Origin of the sequence: Vibrio sp. J383, assembly GCF_023503985.1 — a bacterium.
Taxonomy (GTDB): Bacteria; Pseudomonadota; Gammaproteobacteria; order Enterobacterales; family Vibrionaceae; genus Vibrio; species Vibrio splendidus.
This window is the reverse complement of the sequence record NZ_CP097293.1, coordinates 1,999,508-2,016,955: the sequence shown is the minus strand read 5'-3', so window position 1 is coordinate 2,016,955 and position 17,448 is coordinate 1,999,508. Positions and strand designations below refer to the sequence as shown.

The following is a 17,448-nucleotide window of genomic DNA, read 5'->3' as shown; positions in this document are numbered from 1 at the left end:
AAAGAAATGAGACACAAGATAATACCATGTGTCATGCATCTACTTTAATTGGCATTGCGGTGTTCAATAGCGAACAAAAAGAGTAACCGTGTATCGTTTGAAATTTAGTTAAGCGCTTTAATTAGAACCGTGTATCTCCACAGATTCGCTTCATCTTCTCCAAGCTCGATACTTGCTTCTCCACCCTCTTTATTCAGAATAAAAACCGGCAGATCACTACTAGACTCACCATTTTCATAATCGCATGACATTTTGGCCTCTAATAGAATAGCGTTAGCTTCATGCTTAGAAAGAACACCCGAATAAATGCACTTTTCAGTTTGAGATATGACTTCCTGACCGAAAGAGTGAAACTTAAAGGTTGGGAAGTTGAGTTTTGATTCAGAATCCTCGACAGTGACCGACACTTGGTAATCGATCGCTTCAATATTGGTATTGGTTGCAAATGCACTACCAGAAACACTAAGCAACACTAAAGCTAAAGCAGTGGTTTTCATGTAGTTCTTATTCCTTTAACAATGGGCTTGCTACGCTGAAGTAACACTATGAATTCCCGAGTTTAATTTAAACGTTGTTAGGTTGAAACTTCTTTGTCATTACTTGGCAAGATAGTTAATTTTTACTTTAATAGCCCTTTGTCCGCAGCCCCTTCAAGTTGCACTTCTAGCTCTTTCCATAGAGCACGACTGCCTTTAGAAATACGCTCGCCATTGAAGGTCAGTACTTTGTCTTTGGATATGTTGTGCTTCTTCCAGCTGTGACCATCACCATGGATGTTATGAAGCAAAGGTGGGACTCTATCGATCGCCTTACCAAATCTGGCTTCCGGTGACTCACCCGCTTCGAACTCAAGCCATAAATCCAAATACTCGCTTCTTGAATGGCTCGGCAATGATTTCAGCAAACGCTCAACGCAGTTTCTCTCTTTGAGCTTGTTTTCTTCGGTTTCACTGGCATAAATGATGGTGTCTCCGGCATCGATTTCCCCAAGGTCATGTATCAGCAACATCTTCATCACTCGGGTAATATCGATTTCTTCATTGGCATAGTCTTTCAACATAAGTGCACTCAAACAGACATGCCAACTGTGCTCGGCCGAGTTTTCATATCGGTCCAATCCAACCGGTTTTGTTTGTCGATGAACATCCTTTAATTGTTCAATTTCGACCATGAATTGCAGAATGCCTTTGATTTCTTCCACGATGAGCTTCCTTAACTTAAGTTGTGATTTAGCGGTGCGGAGGGTTAACCTCACGAAAGAGAAGCGTTACTCCCAATGAACCGACATTTTGTAATACGCAACACCCGATTTTTCAAATTCAGAGCCTTCTACAGCCATCCCAAATTTTTGATAAAAACCTAAAGCCGTTGTACGCGCATCGCACCAAAAATATTGGATGTTTAAATCTTTGAGGTTAGAGATTGCATGATCAATCACGTTTGAACCGATTCCCTGCCCTTGGAATTCAGGCAGCGTGGCAAACTTTCTCAGCCTCGCTTCATGGCCTTGGATATAGATAGACGCGACACAAACCAACTGCTCACCAATAAACGCGCCGTAATGCGTTGCTTGTTCGTCATCTGGCACCATACAAAACGACATCGGTTTATCAGGCCAAAGCACTTGATGCCTAACCGGAAGTACCTCCATCGCTGACAGCTGTTTTATTTCCATATTCTCTGTTTAGCTCCCGACTTGATTACCCTTGTTGTAATTGCAGAGATTGTGATCGCCATGATTGTTATTACTAAGCTTATTATTACTAAACTTGGTAAGTCATTAAGTGATAACGCTCTAATCCCTCTCCCTCTGTGGACGAGATTACAAAGCCTTGCGACTGATAAAAGCCAACCGCATTTTCATTGGTAGTCAAACACTTCAATGTCAGATCAGGGTAATGTTGTTTGCAAGTATTGAGTAAAGCAGAACCAGCCCCAGAACGTAGCATTCGCGGGCAAACATAGAGGTGATGGATGAAGCTTTCAGGTTTCCAATAGAGGCAAAACCTAAAACCTTATTGCCAGAAACGGCGACCCATATTTCTTCACCTTCTGTATCTAACTCGAAATCGGATAACTTAAAAGCGTCGGCATCAGCCCAATGAAAGGTGTCCTGTCTTGATTCTAGATAGAGCGCCTGTAAAGCGGTTAAATACTTGGGTTGATACCTTGTGACTTCCATGTCGCTCCTGCCAATCCGTATGACTAGAATTATGGTTGTGGGCTAAGCTTGCTTATCTATCTGTTAGCCATAGGGTGTTCAGGGTTTAACTGAAGCAGATCCCACAAGTTACCGTAAAGATCTTCAAACACAGCAACGGTACCGTAGCCTTGCTCTTTAGGCTCTCGGACGAAGTTTATGCCCAAAGACGTCATGCGTTCGTAATCACGCCAGAAATCATCGGTGTTTAAGAATAGGAATACGCGTCCACCAGCTTGGTTACCGATGAAATCGTGTTGCTCTGGCTTAGAAGCTCTAGCAAGTAACAGGCTCACACCGGTTGAATTTGGTGGAGCAACAACAACCCAGCGTTTATCTTCTTCTGGTAGATACGTGTCTTCGATGAGATCAAACTTAAGCTTGTTTACATAGAAATCAAGCGCTTCATCGTAGTCTTTTACCACGAGTGCAATGTGGACAATATTCTGTTTCATAACATACCTTGTTGGGGTTTTAGCTGCGTGGAATGATGCCATGAAGCAGGCAAAGACACTAGGTACCTCATCATAAATCGTAGTATCTCGTCCGCCACAATCTAAAACGTATAGATCATTTATAATTGCCAGAACCCGAGTTCGACGCCACCTTGAATAACAATGGCACACATTCCGTGACGTGGTAACTCCATTGAAGGCACCGCGACTTCGGCGCCTAGTTTCTCGGCTGCATTTACCGCAGACTGAATATCCTCAACCAGCGTGTAATGACGAACAGTTGGTTCTTCAGTTTCACGAAGCGGTACTCGAATGCCTATTACCCCACCATTAGATAGCTTTGCAGTGCGCGCCCCACCAAGGTTCAAATCTGCACCACTGAATTTCACGTTATAGAGCTGAGCGTATGTTGCACAAACAATATCGACATCTGGGGTAACCACTTCAAGATATTGAACTTTCATCAAATTTCCTTTTCGAGTTCTTTAAGACTCTCAATCTGCATACAACTATGCTGGAGTGCTTCATAAAAAATTAATCGGTTTCATAGTACTAAGCGATTTGAACGCGCATGATAAATTGCGGGCCTGCTGCGCCACCTAGATACTGTTCATTGGTATCTTCGAAGCCGCCTTTCTTATAACAGTTGAATGCTGCGGGATTTTTGCAATTCACGGTTAAGTAAATCGACTCATACGCTGAGTAATTCGCTTTTAAATATGGAAACAAAGCCTTCACCGTGCCTGTTCCTAAACCTTTACCTTGTTGGTTTTTATCAAGCACAAAAGCTCTTAGCCCAATGCTTCCTTCAGGGCAAAACTCATAAGAATCTGCGTAAGCGATATCCAGCTTAAAGAAACCAACAACTTCGTTATTAGACTTAATCACGTGCAAGTGCGTCGTTTCACTGCCGTCTAATAAAAACTCTGCAGCTGTGCCAGCGAACTTGACCTGTTCGTCGGCGAGTTGGATGGCCTGAACTAACGCCACATGGGATTCTTCAAGCCTTTCGATAGTTATCATTGTTGTTCCTTCTGTATAACACGCACGAAAAACCGACTAGAGCTCATCGCTAGTGTCTCGAGAACCGTAGTTTGGGAAGTTGATATTAAGAACGTTATCGTCCTCAAGCGTGAATAGAACACTTCCATTCTCTACACCAGTTTCGTTCCTATCTGAACAACCTAGAAACAGCTCCCAATCAAACGAATATTGAAGTCGATATTGATTCGCATTGATGTGTAGAACGTCTTTGATTTTGATACCGTTCACCACATGTGCCATATCATCGATGTATGACAGATCAGGGATTAACTTTTCTTCGAAATCACTCTTATGCTCGGTGAAGAAATTGAGCAGTTCAGAACATAACTCGGAGCCATGAACCGATGGTTTAGACAGACTAGAAAACAACATTTCTAAATACTCCAAGGATTGTTTTGATATTGGGAAGATGCGCGCGAGTCTGTTACAAATTCAAGCTCAGCCAGCGCGAACCTTTAAGGCTAAACGTTACTATTATCCGAGCTATTAAACGAGTACATTCGAACTTCATCTCGAGGAAACCAGCCCAACTTTTCGTAAAACTGTTGAGCATTGATGTTGTCGTTATAGACAAACAAGTGAGTCTTAGGGATGCCTAACCCTGCAAGCGCGTTGACCGCCTCTGCGACAAGCTTACAACCTAGCTTTTGCCCTCTGAAGTTAGCCGAGACAGCTAAATGTTGTAAATACCCTCGACGCCCATCCGTTCCGACCAACACAGCGCCAATGATCTCGTTGTTATTTTCAGCCACAAAACTCAGACCGGGGTTACGGTCTAAATAGTTCGCAATGCTTTCTTTCGAATCGGCATCGCGAATACTCATACCTTCTGTTTAGCACCACAACGCGATCACTGAGTCGTAGTCTGAAATTGCCATTTCCCGAATGTTGACCACTCTACTCTCCTTGTATATACGGGCGATTAATACGCTACGTTTTGACGAGCGATTTAGTGAGAAACGATAGCGAGGAATCTACAGGGTAATTATCTAACACCATCTGGCATTCATACCCTCGTTTCTCATAGAAAGGCTTCGCTTGGAAACTTAATGTATCGACCAAGGACGACGTACAACCTTGAGACTTCGCATACTCTTCAATAAGTTCAAGCAACGCACTACCGACTTGCTTTCCTCTCATCGAATCGTCGACCCAGAGGAACTTAATCTGTAACCAGTTTCCCCAAAGGTCAGCGATAATGCCACCGACTTTGTTGCCTTCCTCCATCGCGTAGTACGCAACTTGAGACTTGGGGATCCCTTCCAGAAACGGTGTGTTGTGTTTGATTAATCCGCCTCGGACTTCATTAATGTCGTCATCGCAGGGCTCGATATCTAATTGGTATTCCATTGACTTCCTATCTCTGGATTAACGGGTTATGTAACATGTTCAACGCACTTACTAGCAGATAGCTAAACCACTAAAGTGAGTTACTTATACAAGCTAAACTTCTTTGTAAACTCACGTAAAATATCCGTGTCACCAAACAGGCATACACCTAGATACTCAAGATCTTCCTCTTTGGTTTTTTTGGTTCGTTGCTGCTGCTCAACAGAACCACCTTCGATCATTGAGCTTGTAAAATCGGTAAATTTAATACCACGGCTGAAGGCTTCTTCACGCACTTTTCTAAGCTTATTTGAGTTGTCTGCTTTCAGCACGATGAAAGGATAGTGAGATAGGTTTGGGTGAGCATTGCCATCCAAGTCTTCATAGTCAACGTAGCAAGCCTCATCACTTTCTAATTGATTAGATAGGCCAACGCTCAAGTGCCCTAGCACGTTCAGTGTTCTTCCCAAATCCATCTTTTTGCTTAAAACCGCTATGAATCGTTTTTGGCTTTCGTCTGGTAAATGGCTCACTACATATCCTAATTCATTCTTATTCACAGTATTTGTATAACGCATTACTGGGGCGTGAGCAATGCAACCTTAGTACTAAGTTAATACGTTTAGTCTATCCAATAATTTCGAGCAAAGACCAGTATTCGTAAAAGCACAAGGTCATGATTTAATGAATATCTTGGCAGAACCTAAAGAGATAACCGTCTGGAGTTTGAACGATGAACTGCTTCTGAGTCGCGATCGAATCACCACATTGATAAGACTTCGACTCTAACGCTAAGTAAATAGAATCAGCGGCACTTTCGTTAACTCTCTGATATAGAGGTTCGATATCGATAACATCCCATTGGAAGTTAACACCACGCCCTAACGGAAATTCCAGATCACCTGAAAGCCATTTTCGACTTTTGCCCGCAATCCCTTCAAGCATCACATCAACACCATCAAGCGTTAGATAAACAAACTCTTCATCTGGGCGCTCGTATTTCACTTCAAACCCCAACACATCGACAAAGAAGGATTTGCTCACATCAATATCGAAACAATAAAGCTCTGGAACTACTCGTAATGTCATGATTTACCTGTCTCATTATTTTATTGCTGATTAGTCATCTTCTTTTAATGCTAGAGGGCTATTGCGTTACTTTCTTTATTGGCTGACACACTAACAGCACGTAAAACAATGTAAAACTAAGCACCATGGCACCTAAAGTGCTAAACCCTGCATAATTCATTGAAATCGAAACCGTAAAAGGGGCAATAAAAAAGAGTGAATAGTAATAAATAGTAAAAGGCTTCAATACTTGAGCGCATTGTTTACATGGCATGTGCTTGGAAGGATGTAGCTTCGATTTCTCTTTAATAGAAACCGACGCCCCACAATTTGGACACTTGAACATCGAACTTCTCCTTAATACGACCAAATCTACCGTTTCAATACTGCAAGGCGTAGTGAAAGTACCTTGTTAGTTGACTTAGTACGCTGCGCCGTTGATCTTACGAACTGGGATGCTTGTAAGCACTTCATTTTCGGCCATTCTCATGTTCACAGCCAAGATATCTGCGGAGCATTTCTCTGTCGTTACGTAATGCGTTAAACATCCACACAACTTGCAGCGATGAAATTCGACTTCTTTATCGCCCCAACAATAAAACTCAGTTTTATCGCTCAAGTGGATTTGAACTTGCTCCGGAGAAAAATACGCCCAAACGGCAGCATAACGACGACAGATAGAACAATTACACTCCCCGACTTCGTCTGGAAGCGAGCTCAGCTCTAAACTCACATCTCCGCAGTGACACTTTAATTCCATTTGATTGTTTCCTGTATTCACATAGCAACGAACTAACAATTTGTATTACTGCGCTAGCTTCCCAAGGATGACCGGATCGCTCAACAGATTCGTCAGAGGAAGAAACAATGGCTCAGGTAACTCATCTAGCTTAAACCATTTCCATTGCTTACATTTATCAGGTTCTGCCACCTGCGGTTCGCCGCTAGCGTCAGAAGCAACAAAAAACAGCGTTATATAGTGCTTGTTCTCTTTTTCAAAAATATCATTGGTAAAAGTCAGCTTCTCAAATGCACTAACAACTAAGCCAGTCTCTTCGAGTGTTTCGCGTTTGGCACACTCTTCGATACTTTCACCCCACTCAAGGTGTCCGCCCGGCGTTGCCCATGTATGAGCCCCATGAGAACCAATTCGTTCTCCAAGTAGCACTCGTCCTTCACGTAGAATAACCGCAGCTACACCTACTCTTACTTCCTGACTCACTTAAAACTCCTTATTTCACGGAACGTGTGTTGCGTCGTGAAAAATATAATTAGACAAACATGAAACCGATTCACACTAGAGCGTCTAAGTTCAAGCTCTATAGGATAAAAAAGATAGACATAGCGCGAGTTTCAGATACTAGCCCTTTTAAAGTATCACGGCTCTAAAGCTGGAAGGTCCGAGAATATATATAAAGCAAGATGACTCAATTAACCTTGGTCCGTTAGCTAACTCCAAATTATGACTAAAAGAGGTTAAGCACTCCCAGCGCTAAATTCCTACCTTGTTCCGTAAACAACCAAAGAAATCCGCAGACATTTAATAAAATCGCAACCCAAAGGATGAATTTGAAAGGCTGCTTTCTTGATTTATGTCGTAGCTGAAATTGAGCCAGTAGCGCGCCAGGCCAACCACCTAAGAGAGAAAGCATATGAAGTGTTTTCTCTGGCGTTCTCCAATCCCCGCTCAGTGCAGCTTGCTTATCCCAAGCAAACATAAAATACGTAAATATGCTCAATACAATATACAAAGGGATCAGAACCTTCTCACCATTGAAGACTATGACCGATGCGGTCGCTGCCACCAAAAAACTAAACCCGAACAACACAGCAAAAGGGAAGCCATTAACACCTTGAACTGTTACATTTTCAGCATTTAGACGCCCTTTATTATCTTCAGTTACTTGAAAGGTGACACTATCTTGTAATTTAGGGCGGTAACCGCGGTTTGTGACAGATGAAATATGGAAAAACACCTTCACACCACCAACAAAAGAAATGAAACCGTAACCCTTAGAGTCATTCCATTCTATTACCTGACCTTTGATCATAAAACGTCCTAATCTCTGACTTGTAAGGGTTAACGTCGCATCACTCGATGCCTCTTAACATATAGCGGTCTAATAGACAAAAAACACCGAGTGTTTAAATTCTTTGCGACGACTATACTTTAAAGCGCTTCATTAACTCTCTTTTAGAGCCCATAAGCTCTTGGTAAGATGATATGTCTATTTTGAAACACATGTGATTCTTATCATGCCGTATGTAGAAACCAGACTTATGCTGACGTAAGTAATCAGTCGGAATATCGAGCAAATGTAGATTCACACCATCTTCAAGTAAAAAATAGATTTGCTTAACCCGATTATCATCAATTTTGTCCAATGAAACCTCTAACCACCAAACAGGTAGAGCCTTGTTAATCTTGGAAAAATGAGTATTACGATTTTGAAAGTCAATACCATAGATACTTCTCGCTCGCTGCATTGCTTCTGACTTTTTCATGATTCATGTCCTAGCCTCGGATACAAACCAATTATAGCAACGAATAACATATCAAATATGCCAAGGATATGTATAAACACTCAAACTACTGATTGATAGTTTTGGAGAAGAAAACAAGTTACGCTACACATTAATACACCTACCTGTCGGCATTGCTTCCAGACGCTCGCCTAATACTTCTTTCAACAGGCCATAAGCTTTCTTGCCTGTACAGTGCCCTGTATACAGTTTATCAATGGGGTACTGAGACAACGTCAATCCAAGCTCTTTAATGTCTTGCTTTGTGCAACCAATACTATTGAATAATGGTAAGCCCACTAGATGGAAGCCCCCGACAACCGCTTTTATTCTCTCTCCTGGGAACAGAGTAACCGCTGTATCAACCATATTAAGAACGCCACTATGCGCACATCCCGTGAATATAACTAAACCATCTGGCTCTTTAATCACTAACAGTAATTCATGATCAAATGAGTCGCGCTCCCGTCGATTTTCCGACTGTGTATAAAGGTATTTATTACCCTTAGGTTGTTCGTGTTTCACTCTAATATCTGTGATAGCAAAGACATTTGGGGCGATCTCAGTCGTACGATTAACGAAGACTAACCGCTCGTTGCTGTTTTCTAGTAAGTCCGGATTGATCCCGACATCACTTTTGAAACCGAAAGCCCGGAAATGATAGCTTTTCTGTTCGCAATTTTTCAGAAACACTTTGGCTTTAGAGTTATGAGCAACAAAATCAGCGGTGCCATTACAATGATCATGATGCCTGTGTGATATGACAGCGAGGTCTACATCTTTGATATCAATACCCAGTAATGGTGCGTTTTGACAAAACGTATCGCCACTTCCCATATCGAACAAGATCTTTAACGATTCAGTTTCAATATGCAGTGATAGTCCGCGCTCAACGGCTAAATCTTTCCTGTTATCCAGTCGAGAGTTATCAACCAGCGTCGTTATTTTCATAGTTCCCTTTTGATTCATTTACGAATCGTACATTGCCCAACGGAAATAAGGTCTTTGATCATCCATTCGCTCAACCTCTGCACCCAACCTTTTGTAGAAATCATGCGCTTTCTTATTATGTGGACTTGCCGTCCATGAGATGTGAGAGACATATGATGACTCCGCTTGTGACTTTAAAGCCAACATAAGTTCACGGCCATACCCTTTTGATCTTTGACTTCCTGTAACCAATAGGTCGTCAAGCCAGATTGATGGCTCTCCACTGAAGGATGAATATCGATAGTGATACAGTGCGAAGCCAAAAGGCTCACAATTCCGTTCCAATATTAATGCATGAGCAAATGCGTAATCACCAAATAGTGTGCGTTCGATTTTCTCTATAGTTGTCGAGATTTCACCACTAAACCCTCTCATACTCCGGTCAAAGTCAGCTTTTTGTTCAATAAACTCTAACAAGACACTTGAGTCTTCTTTCGTCGCAGTCCGTACGATCACTCTCTTCTCCATGGATGAATTTATTCGTTGTCGCCTAACACCTGTTAATTGATGAAAATGCCACGCATTACAAATCAACTTGCTGCACCAATTAAGTTTTTTGTTTCGCACACGTTATTGCTTGGGCTATTTTAGCCCTATGACTCGTTTCCCACTCAGCGAGCGTTAATGAAGCTTCGTCACTTGCTTTCTTTGAAGCCATTAGAAACACATCATCTTTTCTTGATTTAGGAATAACGACAATACCCTCTACATCAGCAACAATGATATCTCCCGTAGAGACCTTTGCTCCCCCGCAAGTGATTGGAGCACCCAATTCAGAATAGACCTCTTTCTTTCCCGGTACTGGATGAACACCTTTCGCAAAAACTGGAAACTTCATATCTGAAATTTCACTCAAATCTCGAATAACACCATCAATAATAAAGCCTTTGATACCTCGACTCTTAGCGACTGCGCATACATTACCGCCGGCTACTGCATATTCGCTATCAACTCCATCCACTACAATGATGGAACCTTCTGGTGCCTCGTATATGGCTGAATGAAGCATTAAATTATCACCAGACGTTAACTGGACAGTAAACGCTTCTCCAAAAATTGGCGGCATTCCCTGCCAAAGAGGACCAATACTAAAATTAATAAAGTGGTCGTTACTTAATATGTTTCCGTACTCGGTTGTCGCAAGTTTTGAAAAATCTGACTTCATATTTTCACTCCATGTTTAAATGAAACCTGCCGGTCTATGTATGTTGCTTGATATGTTGAGGCTACCCGCTTAGTTTCTTAGACATATTGAAACCGGTAACCTCAAAGCCAACTTCTTTATACAACTTAAGCGCCCGCTCATTATGATATGCGACCCTCAGTTTTATTTGATTGATACCAATAGCGAGTAGTTGGGTCTCTAACGCAGAAATTGATTGAGTACCATAACCTAGACCTCGATGTTCATTCGAAATGAAGAAGTCATAGATAAACGTAGATTTATCCCCAATATTTACTGAGTGCCATAGGTAACCCACAAGCTTACATTCACCATCGACTTCAGCATCAATGCATAATAGCGAATGCTCATTGCCCTCTAGTCCGTTAGGGAAGCTACGATGCAAGTCCTTCTTTGCTAATTCGACTGCAACGTCTAAAGAATGCCCATAGTTTCTAGCTATTTCCTGACTGTAATCGTCAATAAAATACTGACAATATGCTGGATATTCGTCTTGGCGCATTCCTCTAAGTACTACCATGTTCATCCTTTATAAACGTTGAATCCAATTAGTAACATAACGCCCGCTTGAGCAGATGGCAACGCTACCAATGCTCTCAAATTTAACACCTAACCCACTGAAGTTAAAACGAGTGGAAACACCAATGCCGCCGCATGCCAAAGATGCCACGCGTACCGAATCACGCTTAAGTTGTTTGTGATCACAAAACACCTTCGTGTACTCGTAGCTTAACTGGATTACTGGCACTTTTTATGTCTAAGGAAGGTCACAACCAAAGCCACCAACGCCAGCAGCTCAAAAAGCCAAAATAGAGGAATAAGCCCGAATGGCTCAACCAACACACCATTTTCATCTACGTATGAACCTATGGTGTTATAAGCAATGAAACACAAAAGACCACTAACGCAGAAAAGGGAACTGATTTTATACTTACGGAGAAAATTCATCGGAGCCTCAACATTTGAATATCTAAAATATCAGACACTTTATAAGAGAGCATGGTTCACTCCGATAAGCATAATTGGATAGACGAGTTATCGCCGCTTGAAGTGGCTGACATCGCGAGCACCTCACCCATTGTGCCGAAAACACTAAAATTGATTCGGTCTGGAAATGCCAAGCGTTTAGCATCACTCTTATATACCGATTTTGATAATAAACACTTGTTATGTGCTTTTTATTGAGGCTTACCTTCTGGGTTATCACGATACCAGGCTTCGAGCAGTTCCCGACCATAGATGACTTCTGTCTGCATATGCATGTAAAGAAGGAATGCAGCCAATAGAAAACTAACTCCGTTCAACCACCTTAATGCTTGTTTACGCTCTGCATCATAGAAAAACATACTGACACCAACAAGCAAGAAAGGATAACAACCTATAAGAAGTAACAACCAGCCAAGGTAACTTGATATTGCCATATCTGTCATTTCCGCCCCCTCAGAGCCATTAGAAAACTCATTGTATATTAGAGTAACTATTCAGCTATTAGGAGTTCACATAATCGAGTTTCGAGGCACTTCAAGTTGGGGGTTGATGCTGGGATGTTAGGCGTGAGCACCACCTAACCGAAACCATTACACCGCAAACACAAAACTCGACCGAAACTAAAAAATGCCGAGCGTTGTGAATTAGTCTTAAGCTAATAAAAACTAAGTGCTACTCTCCACTTTCAAAGTGGGCAAATATTTCTGCGCCAGTCATATTTTGTGTTTCATTTTTAAATTCGTAGTATTCGGGCTTTTCATCGATAAAAATCTGATGAGTTAATTTGTAGTCATCCCCAGACATCAATAAACCGACAGGAAGATGATACTGATTATTTGGCACTAAAAAGTAAAACAAGTGAGTACCACATTTACCGCAGAACCCTCTCTCAGCCCAATCGGATGACTTATATCTCACTACATTTGATTCACCTGATATTTTGACGGAATCAGCACAATCAATGACTAACATCGGCCCGCCAGACCAATTTCTACACATACTACAATGACAAGCCCCCAATTCATTACTGGCGTACTCTACTTCCAACTCAACCGAGCCACATAGGCACTTTCCTTTACCTTTCATGAATCCTCCAATCTTTGCAATGTGTGTAAAATGAATAGCAGATAACACTTTTTATACCGATGACTTAATAAGAAAGGCTATTTTTTGTTTCCCTTCTCCGACAGATACGCGGCATATTTTATAGAGATCCATTTATGAATATGAAGCCCTGTTTTACGAACAAGATACCAATCTATAGCAGCTAGAATCACCAAACCGATTACAGTTCCCATTACAAAACCTCCATGCACACTGAAATGCCACTCTACTAAATAGTTAAGAAAGGCACCGTGAACCTAAACAAACTATTAAGACTCGATATGAGTAGTTACTTTAACTCAAGAAGTATCATGCCCGCTTAGGTGGTGAGCAACGTGATACCACTTTAAACACTTGGACTTACGCATAGTGCGAATGCCATGAATTGTGAATCTTATTAAGTTTACTGTTATGTTGGTGCTCAAAGAAATTGAAGAGCTAAACAAGTAATAAATGCAGGTAAACCGGCTATAAAGAAAACCAAACCTGTCTGGTAGTTCATTCGATAGTGCTCGTGTTGCTCTTTCTCGAAATCATGCCCTTCTACCATTTTGTAGACCTTATCTGTTCTCGGATCGTCTAACCGAGTTGTCTTACTATGGATACCACCTTCCCACATTAGTTTCGCTAAAACCCATATAACGATGACAACAAAGAACAAGAAGTCGACCAACTGAGTAGTCGCGAAAAAAGGAATAAACTGGGCTAGAGCTATAACCACAAGTGCAGCTGAGAGGTTAATTAGAACCACTTTTTTAAACAAATCGAGCAAAATTCCCTCCTAGAACATGAAGCCCGCTTAGATATTGGGCAGCCACCACAAAACTTAACCCACGGTGCCGTACACACTAAAGCTGATTCAAACCAAAAAATGCCAAATGTTAAGAATCTGGATCTAAAACCTATATCTACCCGCTTTCCAAGCTTGATTCTAGATCAATTCGAAAGTTGAGCATGGCGTCCCTTGATGAAACTTCAATTGCCACCGTGAGCCATTAAAAGCCCAGATAGAACAACGTTTAGCATAATCGGTAGTCTCTCCTGACGGTGCTATTAAAACCGACTCGTATTTTAGTAGCTGAACCGATGGTTCAAGTTGAACACATTCATAGTTTTGAGAATGAATTCGAACTCCTGAAGGTTGTTCTGAACTCATCATTTCTATAATTGAAGCAAAATCATACGTGGTGCCTGATTTACCAACTTCAGAAAAGCTAAGATGGATTAGGCGTTCAATACCAGGAAGGCTCTGACGTATTTCATACCGATGAAGCTCAATTTCTTGCTCAATCAAGATATCCATATATTCTCCGAATTTGATAAGGCATAACGCTAGCTCAATCACCAAAACCAACGCATAGTAAAAATACCACGCTTTGTGAATCCCACTTGAAGCACTCGTTATGTACCAGATGCTAAACGAGGAACTTGAGACTATTTGATGCTTTTGTAGGGACTATCTCTGTGACTTCATAGTTAGCTAAACCTTCTCGATTAAAAGGGTCTAGAGCAAGTACTTCATTAAGTTCATTTCGGTCTCTAATAGTGGAAATAATTACACCACCAGTTCTTGGTTCTTTGCGCCCAGATAAAATGAAGTAACCTTTAGCATATTGTTCATTTAGATAATCCACATGCTCAGGAATAAAGGCATCAATTTCCTCCAGAGAAACCTGATAAGTCAAACAAATGATAAACATACATAATCCTTGTATTTATTTGTGCTGAAACGTAGTTGCACCTGACGACCAATTAAGTAATGAGCAACGCTGCCGCCAAGCGTAGCGAATCTGCTTAAATTATTTATTATATGCACTCACAAACATCACACTTCCATACCTGTAATGGAACAATCCTAGATTTCAATAAAACAAAAGCTTACATTGACTGCATTTATTGCTTGATTAGAGTTCCCAGAATAATGCTAATGAAAATGCTGAGGTTACTAAAACAATCTATTGCCCTGTTTTGGTTCATGTTGATACTAAGTTTTGTAGTCAACTATTCAGGCGTTCACAATGAAATGACATTTACAATTTTAGGAGTGTCTCTTTTCACATCTTCGGTCATTACTTGGTTTTTACCACTCATAATCGTACTAGCTAACAATGAAGTTCAGAGAAAAGGACTGATACTATTCTTATCATTAAGCTTCCCCGTCTTCGGTGGAATCATTAGCTATTTGATTCTAATTAAACAGGTAAGAACGACGACAATGTAAGGACGAACCACTTGTGCATATAACGCCAACACCTTACCTAAACCATTGTGCTATAAACACTAAGCCGACTTGAAGTAAAAGTGCCGAGCATTGTGTATCACTCTTAAATGTCTTCTTATAGCTTTAACTTTGAGTAAAAGCTTTAAGGATATTATCTGCTACAGAGTTACTTTCTAAATAGTACTCTAACGAAACGTATGGGGATTTTTCATAAACTGAGCATGAAGCACCAACTCGCAAATCTCCAACCGTTTTCGAGTAGTTCGACTTACCTGCTTCAAACTGAAATACTGGATAGTGAGCCTGTAGCTTCTTGACCAAGGTGCCTAGTGCAACAATACACTCGCTCTTAGTAACAAAACCTCGCTCGATTTTAACTCGCCCCACCAAGCCAGACTCGTTATCAATTGTAACTTCGAAGTCTGTTACAAAACTAAGCTGAGGGTCGCTTTCTAACGCTAAAGGAACTCGAAAGGTAGTAATTGGGCTATCAGTTGTAATATTGAATTTTTCCAGAGATTTTACAGGGAAATGGCTGGCAACTTTGACTTCAAATAAAGGGAAACCTTCACCTTGAATCCTTGTGTGTCGTTCACCAGAGTAGAAGCCAGCACCCAATATGAAACCGAGAGAAATCATGCAGACCATGACTAAACCTATTTGTATTTTGTTCATCTGATTCCTTTAATTATGGATATTTTTATAACGCCTTGTCATGTGCAATTTTCACCTGTTACTCTAATGTTTGTTACAGTTTCGTCACTGTTAGCTATAACATCTATCGAAATCCATTTTCCACTTTCCAGCCAATCTCTAAGGCCTGCGCTGCTACATACCTTCTTAGGAAGAATTCGATGTGAGTTCTTAGAAAACTTGGTTTTCATTGATTCAGTTAACAAGACATTGTGAATATTGATTTTCAATGAAATTACATTTTCATATATGGATACCGAGCTGACGGATGCATTATTGTCATCTCCTCCCAGTAAAAGTTCCTGGAATTGTTCTTTCTGGTTTTCGTTACTTCTTTTAGCTGCGAAATCGGGTAAAGCTACTCTTAGTTTCTTCAAAGTGCCTCCATGCACATAACAGCTATCAGACAGAAAAATTCTGTACTTAACTCCAGAATAATTTTGTCTAGTTTCTAAGATAGACAAGCAATATACAACTAAGTCATTGCATAACAATGGCTTATGTCACAGCTAATTTAAGGCATGTGAAAAGTCGCTTACTTTAATTCATCGGGAATGCGGCGATCTGTGTGGTAATACTCTCGGTCGCGCTCGTTGATTTCGCGTATCACTTTGCATGGGTTACCGACTGCGACGACGTTAGCTGGGATGTCTTTGGTGACGATGCTGCCTGCGCCTATTACTGAGTTTTCACCAATGGTGACACCGGGAAGTACGACAGTGTGCGCGCCAAGCCAAACGTTGTTGCCAATACGAACGGGAACATTGAACTGCGCTGCTTTTAGCCTAAGTTCTGGGCTGATGGGATGTGTGCCAGTGGCGATGGTCACGTTAGGCGCAATCATCACGTTGTCGCCGATGAATACGTCTGTGTCGTCGACCAGAGTTAGATTGAAGTTCACGTATACGTTGTTGCCTAGGTGGGTGTGACGCCCCCAGTTCGCGTGTAACGGCGGCTCGATGTAGCAGCCCTCACCGACTTCGGCGAACAGTTGCTTCATGATTTGTTGTCGTTTATCACCTTCGCTCGGGCGAGTATGGTTGAAATCGTATAGCACTTCTAAGCATTGAGTTTGCTCAGCAACCAAATCAACGTCGTCACAGTAGTAAACGTCTTGGCTGTGCATTTTAGCCTTTATATCCATGTTTGAACCTATTTGATCATTGCCTTATGTCGGCATAAATAAAGAAACAGATGGATAATTTGAAGTTTTCACTGGCCTCAATGCAAGTTGGATGAATCAGCGCGACCTGATGTTTTCAGCCACACGCCACAGCACACCACTTGGGTCAGTGATACAAAACTCAAGCATTCCCCAAGGCTGTTCAACAACCTCGGAAACGGTAACTTCAAATTCCGACACCACATTAGAGTTTTGGATGTGTTGATACCAACTTTTTACGTCTTCAACCAGCAAGTGCATCATGTAATTGTGACAGTGCGCAGGTTCATAAAAGTTTTGCAGAAGGAACGCACAACCGCCGTGTCGCAGATAGGCGATGTCGTGAAATTCAGACATCAGCTCGAAACCGATTGACTGGTAAAAACGCTTGGATAAAACGAAGTCTCTCGCGGGTACGAAAGACTTAATTTCTGAGACTTTTAGGTTTTCCATCCTACATCCTTATAGTGTTGATATTCTGCTCCTGAC

Annotated in this window: 29 protein-coding genes and 1 pseudogene; all 30 read right to left on the bottom strand. The window is 41.4% G+C overall.

Translation table 11 applies throughout. The features are described from left to right. Nucleotides 1–104 precede the first annotated feature (104 nt). The 30 genes and pseudogenes from M4S28_RS09175 to M4S28_RS09030 all read right to left on the bottom strand — a co-directional run bounded on the left by M4S28_RS09175 (nt 105) and on the right by M4S28_RS09030 (nt 17,412). Nucleotides 105–497 (bottom strand): hypothetical protein, encoded by a 393-nt coding sequence (locus M4S28_RS09175; RefSeq protein ID WP_249631654.1) that lies wholly within the window; start codon nt 495–497, stop codon nt 105–107. Nucleotides 498–619: 122 nt separating this feature from the next. Next, nucleotides 620–1,201: an HD domain-containing protein gene (locus tag M4S28_RS09170; RefSeq protein WP_249631653.1), complete on the bottom strand. Its 582-nt coding sequence runs from the start codon at nt 1,199–1,201 to the stop codon at nt 620–622. A gap of 66 nt (nt 1,202–1,267) precedes the next feature. Next, the gene (locus M4S28_RS09165) at nt 1,268–1,675 is read right to left on the bottom strand and encodes a GNAT family N-acetyltransferase (RefSeq protein WP_249631652.1); all 408 of its coding nucleotides are present in this window, start codon (nt 1,673–1,675) and stop codon (nt 1,268–1,270) included. An 88-nt stretch (nt 1,676–1,763) separates the two neighbouring features. Then, a pseudogene (locus tag M4S28_RS09160) lies at nt 1,764–2,182 on the bottom strand (GNAT family N-acetyltransferase). A gap of 56 nt (nt 2,183–2,238) precedes the next feature. Next, on the bottom strand, nt 2,239–2,655 hold the full coding sequence (locus tag M4S28_RS09155; RefSeq protein WP_009846821.1) for a VOC family protein: 417 nt from the start codon (nt 2,653–2,655) through the stop codon (nt 2,239–2,241). Between the two features lie 119 nt (nt 2,656–2,774). Continuing rightward, entirely contained in the window at nt 2,775–3,119 is a 345-nt protein-coding gene (locus tag M4S28_RS09150; RefSeq protein WP_249631651.1) for a VOC family protein, read from the bottom strand. Between the two features lie 88 nt (nt 3,120–3,207). Beyond that, nucleotides 3,208–3,678 (bottom strand): GNAT family N-acetyltransferase, encoded by a 471-nt coding sequence (locus M4S28_RS09145; RefSeq protein ID WP_054541348.1) that lies wholly within the window; start codon nt 3,676–3,678, stop codon nt 3,208–3,210. 36 nt (nt 3,679–3,714) lie between these two features. After that, complete coding sequence (locus M4S28_RS09140; RefSeq protein ID WP_065675216.1) at nt 3,715–4,071, bottom strand: hypothetical protein; 357 nt, start codon at nt 4,069–4,071, stop codon at nt 3,715–3,717. A gap of 89 nt (nt 4,072–4,160) precedes the next feature. Continuing rightward, nucleotides 4,161–4,523 carry a GNAT family N-acetyltransferase gene (locus tag M4S28_RS09135; RefSeq protein WP_249631650.1) on the bottom strand — a complete coding sequence of 121 codons (363 nt, stop codon included), beginning with the start codon at nt 4,521–4,523 and terminating at the stop codon, nt 4,161–4,163. Nucleotides 4,524–4,629: 106 nt separating this feature from the next. Next, on the bottom strand, nt 4,630–5,049 hold the full coding sequence (locus M4S28_RS09130; protein ID WP_249631649.1) for a GNAT family N-acetyltransferase: 420 nt from the start codon (nt 5,047–5,049) through the stop codon (nt 4,630–4,632). An 80-nt stretch (nt 5,050–5,129) separates the two neighbouring features. Next, on the bottom strand, nt 5,130–5,561 hold the full coding sequence (locus tag M4S28_RS09125) for a DUF2000 domain-containing protein (protein WP_249631648.1): 432 nt from the start codon (nt 5,559–5,561) through the stop codon (nt 5,130–5,132). 148 nt (nt 5,562–5,709) lie between these two features. Further along, on the bottom strand, nt 5,710–6,117 hold the full coding sequence (locus M4S28_RS09120) for a bleomycin resistance protein (RefSeq protein ID WP_249631647.1): 408 nt from the start codon (nt 6,115–6,117) through the stop codon (nt 5,710–5,712). A gap of 400 nt (nt 6,118–6,517) precedes the next feature. Then, entirely contained in the window at nt 6,518–6,856 is a 339-nt protein-coding gene (locus tag M4S28_RS09115) for a GFA family protein (protein ID WP_249631646.1), read from the bottom strand. 45 nt (nt 6,857–6,901) lie between these two features. Then, complete coding sequence (locus tag M4S28_RS09110; RefSeq protein ID WP_249631645.1) at nt 6,902–7,318, bottom strand: nucleotide triphosphate diphosphatase NUDT15; 417 nt, start codon at nt 7,316–7,318, stop codon at nt 6,902–6,904. Between the two features lie 244 nt (nt 7,319–7,562). Continuing rightward, a complete protein-coding gene (locus tag M4S28_RS09105) occupies nt 7,563–8,147 on the bottom strand; it encodes a DUF1294 domain-containing protein (protein ID WP_249631644.1) in 585 nt (194 codons plus the stop codon). Between the two features lie 112 nt (nt 8,148–8,259). Further along, a complete protein-coding gene (locus M4S28_RS09100) occupies nt 8,260–8,601 on the bottom strand; it encodes a hypothetical protein (RefSeq protein WP_017078746.1) in 342 nt (113 codons plus the stop codon). A gap of 123 nt (nt 8,602–8,724) precedes the next feature. Next, entirely contained in the window at nt 8,725–9,570 is an 846-nt protein-coding gene (locus M4S28_RS09095; protein ID WP_102578022.1) for an MBL fold metallo-hydrolase, read from the bottom strand. An 18-nt stretch (nt 9,571–9,588) separates the two neighbouring features. Then, on the bottom strand, nt 9,589–10,077 hold the full coding sequence (locus tag M4S28_RS09090) for a GNAT family N-acetyltransferase (protein ID WP_249631643.1): 489 nt from the start codon (nt 10,075–10,077) through the stop codon (nt 9,589–9,591). 79 nt (nt 10,078–10,156) lie between these two features. Further along, on the bottom strand, nt 10,157–10,774 hold the full coding sequence (locus tag M4S28_RS09085; protein WP_249631642.1) for an RraA family protein: 618 nt from the start codon (nt 10,772–10,774) through the stop codon (nt 10,157–10,159). Nucleotides 10,775–10,835: 61 nt separating this feature from the next. After that, nucleotides 10,836–11,312, bottom strand: a complete 477-nt coding sequence (locus M4S28_RS09080; RefSeq protein WP_054546367.1) for a GNAT family N-acetyltransferase — start codon at nt 11,310–11,312, stop codon at nt 10,836–10,838. A gap of 218 nt (nt 11,313–11,530) precedes the next feature. Continuing rightward, nucleotides 11,531–11,740: a DUF3955 domain-containing protein gene (locus M4S28_RS09075; protein WP_249631641.1), complete on the bottom strand. Its 210-nt coding sequence runs from the start codon at nt 11,738–11,740 to the stop codon at nt 11,531–11,533. A gap of 230 nt (nt 11,741–11,970) precedes the next feature. Further along, nucleotides 11,971–12,222: a hypothetical protein gene (locus M4S28_RS09070; protein WP_249631640.1), complete on the bottom strand. Its 252-nt coding sequence runs from the start codon at nt 12,220–12,222 to the stop codon at nt 11,971–11,973. A 229-nt stretch (nt 12,223–12,451) separates the two neighbouring features. Further along, nucleotides 12,452–12,865, bottom strand: a complete 414-nt coding sequence (locus tag M4S28_RS09065) for a GFA family protein (RefSeq protein WP_017096149.1) — start codon at nt 12,863–12,865, stop codon at nt 12,452–12,454. A gap of 439 nt (nt 12,866–13,304) precedes the next feature. After that, complete coding sequence (locus tag M4S28_RS09060; protein ID WP_108166594.1) at nt 13,305–13,655, bottom strand: hypothetical protein; 351 nt, start codon at nt 13,653–13,655, stop codon at nt 13,305–13,307. A 159-nt stretch (nt 13,656–13,814) separates the two neighbouring features. Further along, complete coding sequence (locus tag M4S28_RS09055; protein ID WP_249631639.1) at nt 13,815–14,186, bottom strand: nuclear transport factor 2 family protein; 372 nt, start codon at nt 14,184–14,186, stop codon at nt 13,815–13,817. Between the two features lie 112 nt (nt 14,187–14,298). After that, the gene (locus tag M4S28_RS09050; protein ID WP_108166596.1) at nt 14,299–14,583 is read right to left on the bottom strand and encodes a YciI family protein; all 285 of its coding nucleotides are present in this window, start codon (nt 14,581–14,583) and stop codon (nt 14,299–14,301) included. A gap of 644 nt (nt 14,584–15,227) precedes the next feature. Further along, a complete protein-coding gene (locus M4S28_RS09045; protein WP_108166598.1) occupies nt 15,228–15,779 on the bottom strand; it encodes a hypothetical protein in 552 nt (183 codons plus the stop codon). Nucleotides 15,780–15,817: 38 nt separating this feature from the next. Beyond that, nucleotides 15,818–16,174: a hypothetical protein gene (locus tag M4S28_RS09040; protein ID WP_249631638.1), complete on the bottom strand. Its 357-nt coding sequence runs from the start codon at nt 16,172–16,174 to the stop codon at nt 15,818–15,820. Nucleotides 16,175–16,332: 158 nt separating this feature from the next. Then, on the bottom strand, nt 16,333–16,941 hold the full coding sequence (locus tag M4S28_RS09035; RefSeq protein WP_108166599.1) for a sugar O-acetyltransferase: 609 nt from the start codon (nt 16,939–16,941) through the stop codon (nt 16,333–16,335). Nucleotides 16,942–17,037: 96 nt separating this feature from the next. Then, nucleotides 17,038–17,412, bottom strand: a complete 375-nt coding sequence (locus M4S28_RS09030; RefSeq protein WP_102454177.1) for a VOC family protein — start codon at nt 17,410–17,412, stop codon at nt 17,038–17,040. Between the last annotated feature and the right edge of the window lie 36 nt (nt 17,413–17,448).

What these genes read in the sequence shown, in the direction of transcription:
- M4S28_RS09175 (WP_249631654.1), bottom strand. Translation starts at nt 497, where the DNA reads ATGAAAACCACTGCTTTAGCTTTAGTGTTGCTTAGTGTTTCTGGTAGT.
- M4S28_RS09165 (WP_249631652.1), bottom strand. Translation starts at nt 1,675, where the DNA reads ATGGAAATAAAACAGCTGTCAGCGATGGAGGTACTTCCGGTTAGGCAT.
- M4S28_RS09155 (WP_009846821.1), bottom strand. Translation starts at nt 2,655, where the DNA reads ATGAAACAGAATATTGTCCACATTGCACTCGTGGTAAAAGACTACGAT.
- M4S28_RS09150 (WP_249631651.1), bottom strand. Translation starts at nt 3,119, where the DNA reads ATGAAAGTTCAATATCTTGAAGTGGTTACCCCAGATGTCGATATTGTT.
- M4S28_RS09145 (WP_054541348.1), bottom strand. Translation starts at nt 3,678, where the DNA reads ATGATAACTATCGAAAGGCTTGAAGAATCCCATGTGGCGTTAGTTCAG.
- M4S28_RS09140 (WP_065675216.1), bottom strand. Translation starts at nt 4,071, where the DNA reads ATGTTGTTTTCTAGTCTGTCTAAACCATCGGTTCATGGCTCCGAGTTA.
- M4S28_RS09135 (WP_249631650.1), bottom strand. Translation starts at nt 4,523, where the DNA reads ATGAGTATTCGCGATGCCGATTCGAAAGAAAGCATTGCGAACTATTTA.
- M4S28_RS09130 (WP_249631649.1), bottom strand. Translation starts at nt 5,049, where the DNA reads ATGGAATACCAATTAGATATCGAGCCCTGCGATGACGACATTAATGAA.
- M4S28_RS09120 (WP_249631647.1), bottom strand. Translation starts at nt 6,117, where the DNA reads ATGACATTACGAGTAGTTCCAGAGCTTTATTGTTTCGATATTGATGTG.
- M4S28_RS09115 (WP_249631646.1), bottom strand. Translation starts at nt 6,856, where the DNA reads ATGGAATTAAAGTGTCACTGCGGAGATGTGAGTTTAGAGCTGAGCTCG.
- M4S28_RS09105 (WP_249631644.1), bottom strand. Translation starts at nt 8,147, where the DNA reads ATGATCAAAGGTCAGGTAATAGAATGGAATGACTCTAAGGGTTACGGT.
- M4S28_RS09100 (WP_017078746.1), bottom strand. Translation starts at nt 8,601, where the DNA reads ATGAAAAAGTCAGAAGCAATGCAGCGAGCGAGAAGTATCTATGGTATT.
- M4S28_RS09095 (WP_102578022.1), bottom strand. Translation starts at nt 9,570, where the DNA reads ATGAAAATAACGACGCTGGTTGATAACTCTCGACTGGATAACAGGAAA.
- M4S28_RS09090 (WP_249631643.1), bottom strand. Translation starts at nt 10,077, where the DNA reads ATGGAGAAGAGAGTGATCGTACGGACTGCGACGAAAGAAGACTCAAGT.
- M4S28_RS09085 (WP_249631642.1), bottom strand. Translation starts at nt 10,774, where the DNA reads ATGAAGTCAGATTTTTCAAAACTTGCGACAACCGAGTACGGAAACATA.
- M4S28_RS09080 (WP_054546367.1), bottom strand. Translation starts at nt 11,312, where the DNA reads ATGGTAGTACTTAGAGGAATGCGCCAAGACGAATATCCAGCATATTGT.
- M4S28_RS09075 (WP_249631641.1), bottom strand. Translation starts at nt 11,740, where the DNA reads ATGAATTTTCTCCGTAAGTATAAAATCAGTTCCCTTTTCTGCGTTAGT.
- M4S28_RS09070 (WP_249631640.1), bottom strand. Translation starts at nt 12,222, where the DNA reads ATGACAGATATGGCAATATCAAGTTACCTTGGCTGGTTGTTACTTCTT.
- M4S28_RS09065 (WP_017096149.1), bottom strand. Translation starts at nt 12,865, where the DNA reads ATGAAAGGTAAAGGAAAGTGCCTATGTGGCTCGGTTGAGTTGGAAGTA.
- M4S28_RS09055 (WP_249631639.1), bottom strand. Translation starts at nt 14,186, where the DNA reads ATGGATATCTTGATTGAGCAAGAAATTGAGCTTCATCGGTATGAAATA.
- M4S28_RS09050 (WP_108166596.1), bottom strand. Translation starts at nt 14,583, where the DNA reads ATGTTTATCATTTGTTTGACTTATCAGGTTTCTCTGGAGGAAATTGAT.
- M4S28_RS09045 (WP_108166598.1), bottom strand. Translation starts at nt 15,779, where the DNA reads ATGAACAAAATACAAATAGGTTTAGTCATGGTCTGCATGATTTCTCTC.
- M4S28_RS09035 (WP_108166599.1), bottom strand. Translation starts at nt 16,941, where the DNA reads ATGGATATAAAGGCTAAAATGCACAGCCAAGACGTTTACTACTGTGAC.
- M4S28_RS09030 (WP_102454177.1), bottom strand. Translation starts at nt 17,412, where the DNA reads ATGGAAAACCTAAAAGTCTCAGAAATTAAGTCTTTCGTACCCGCGAGA.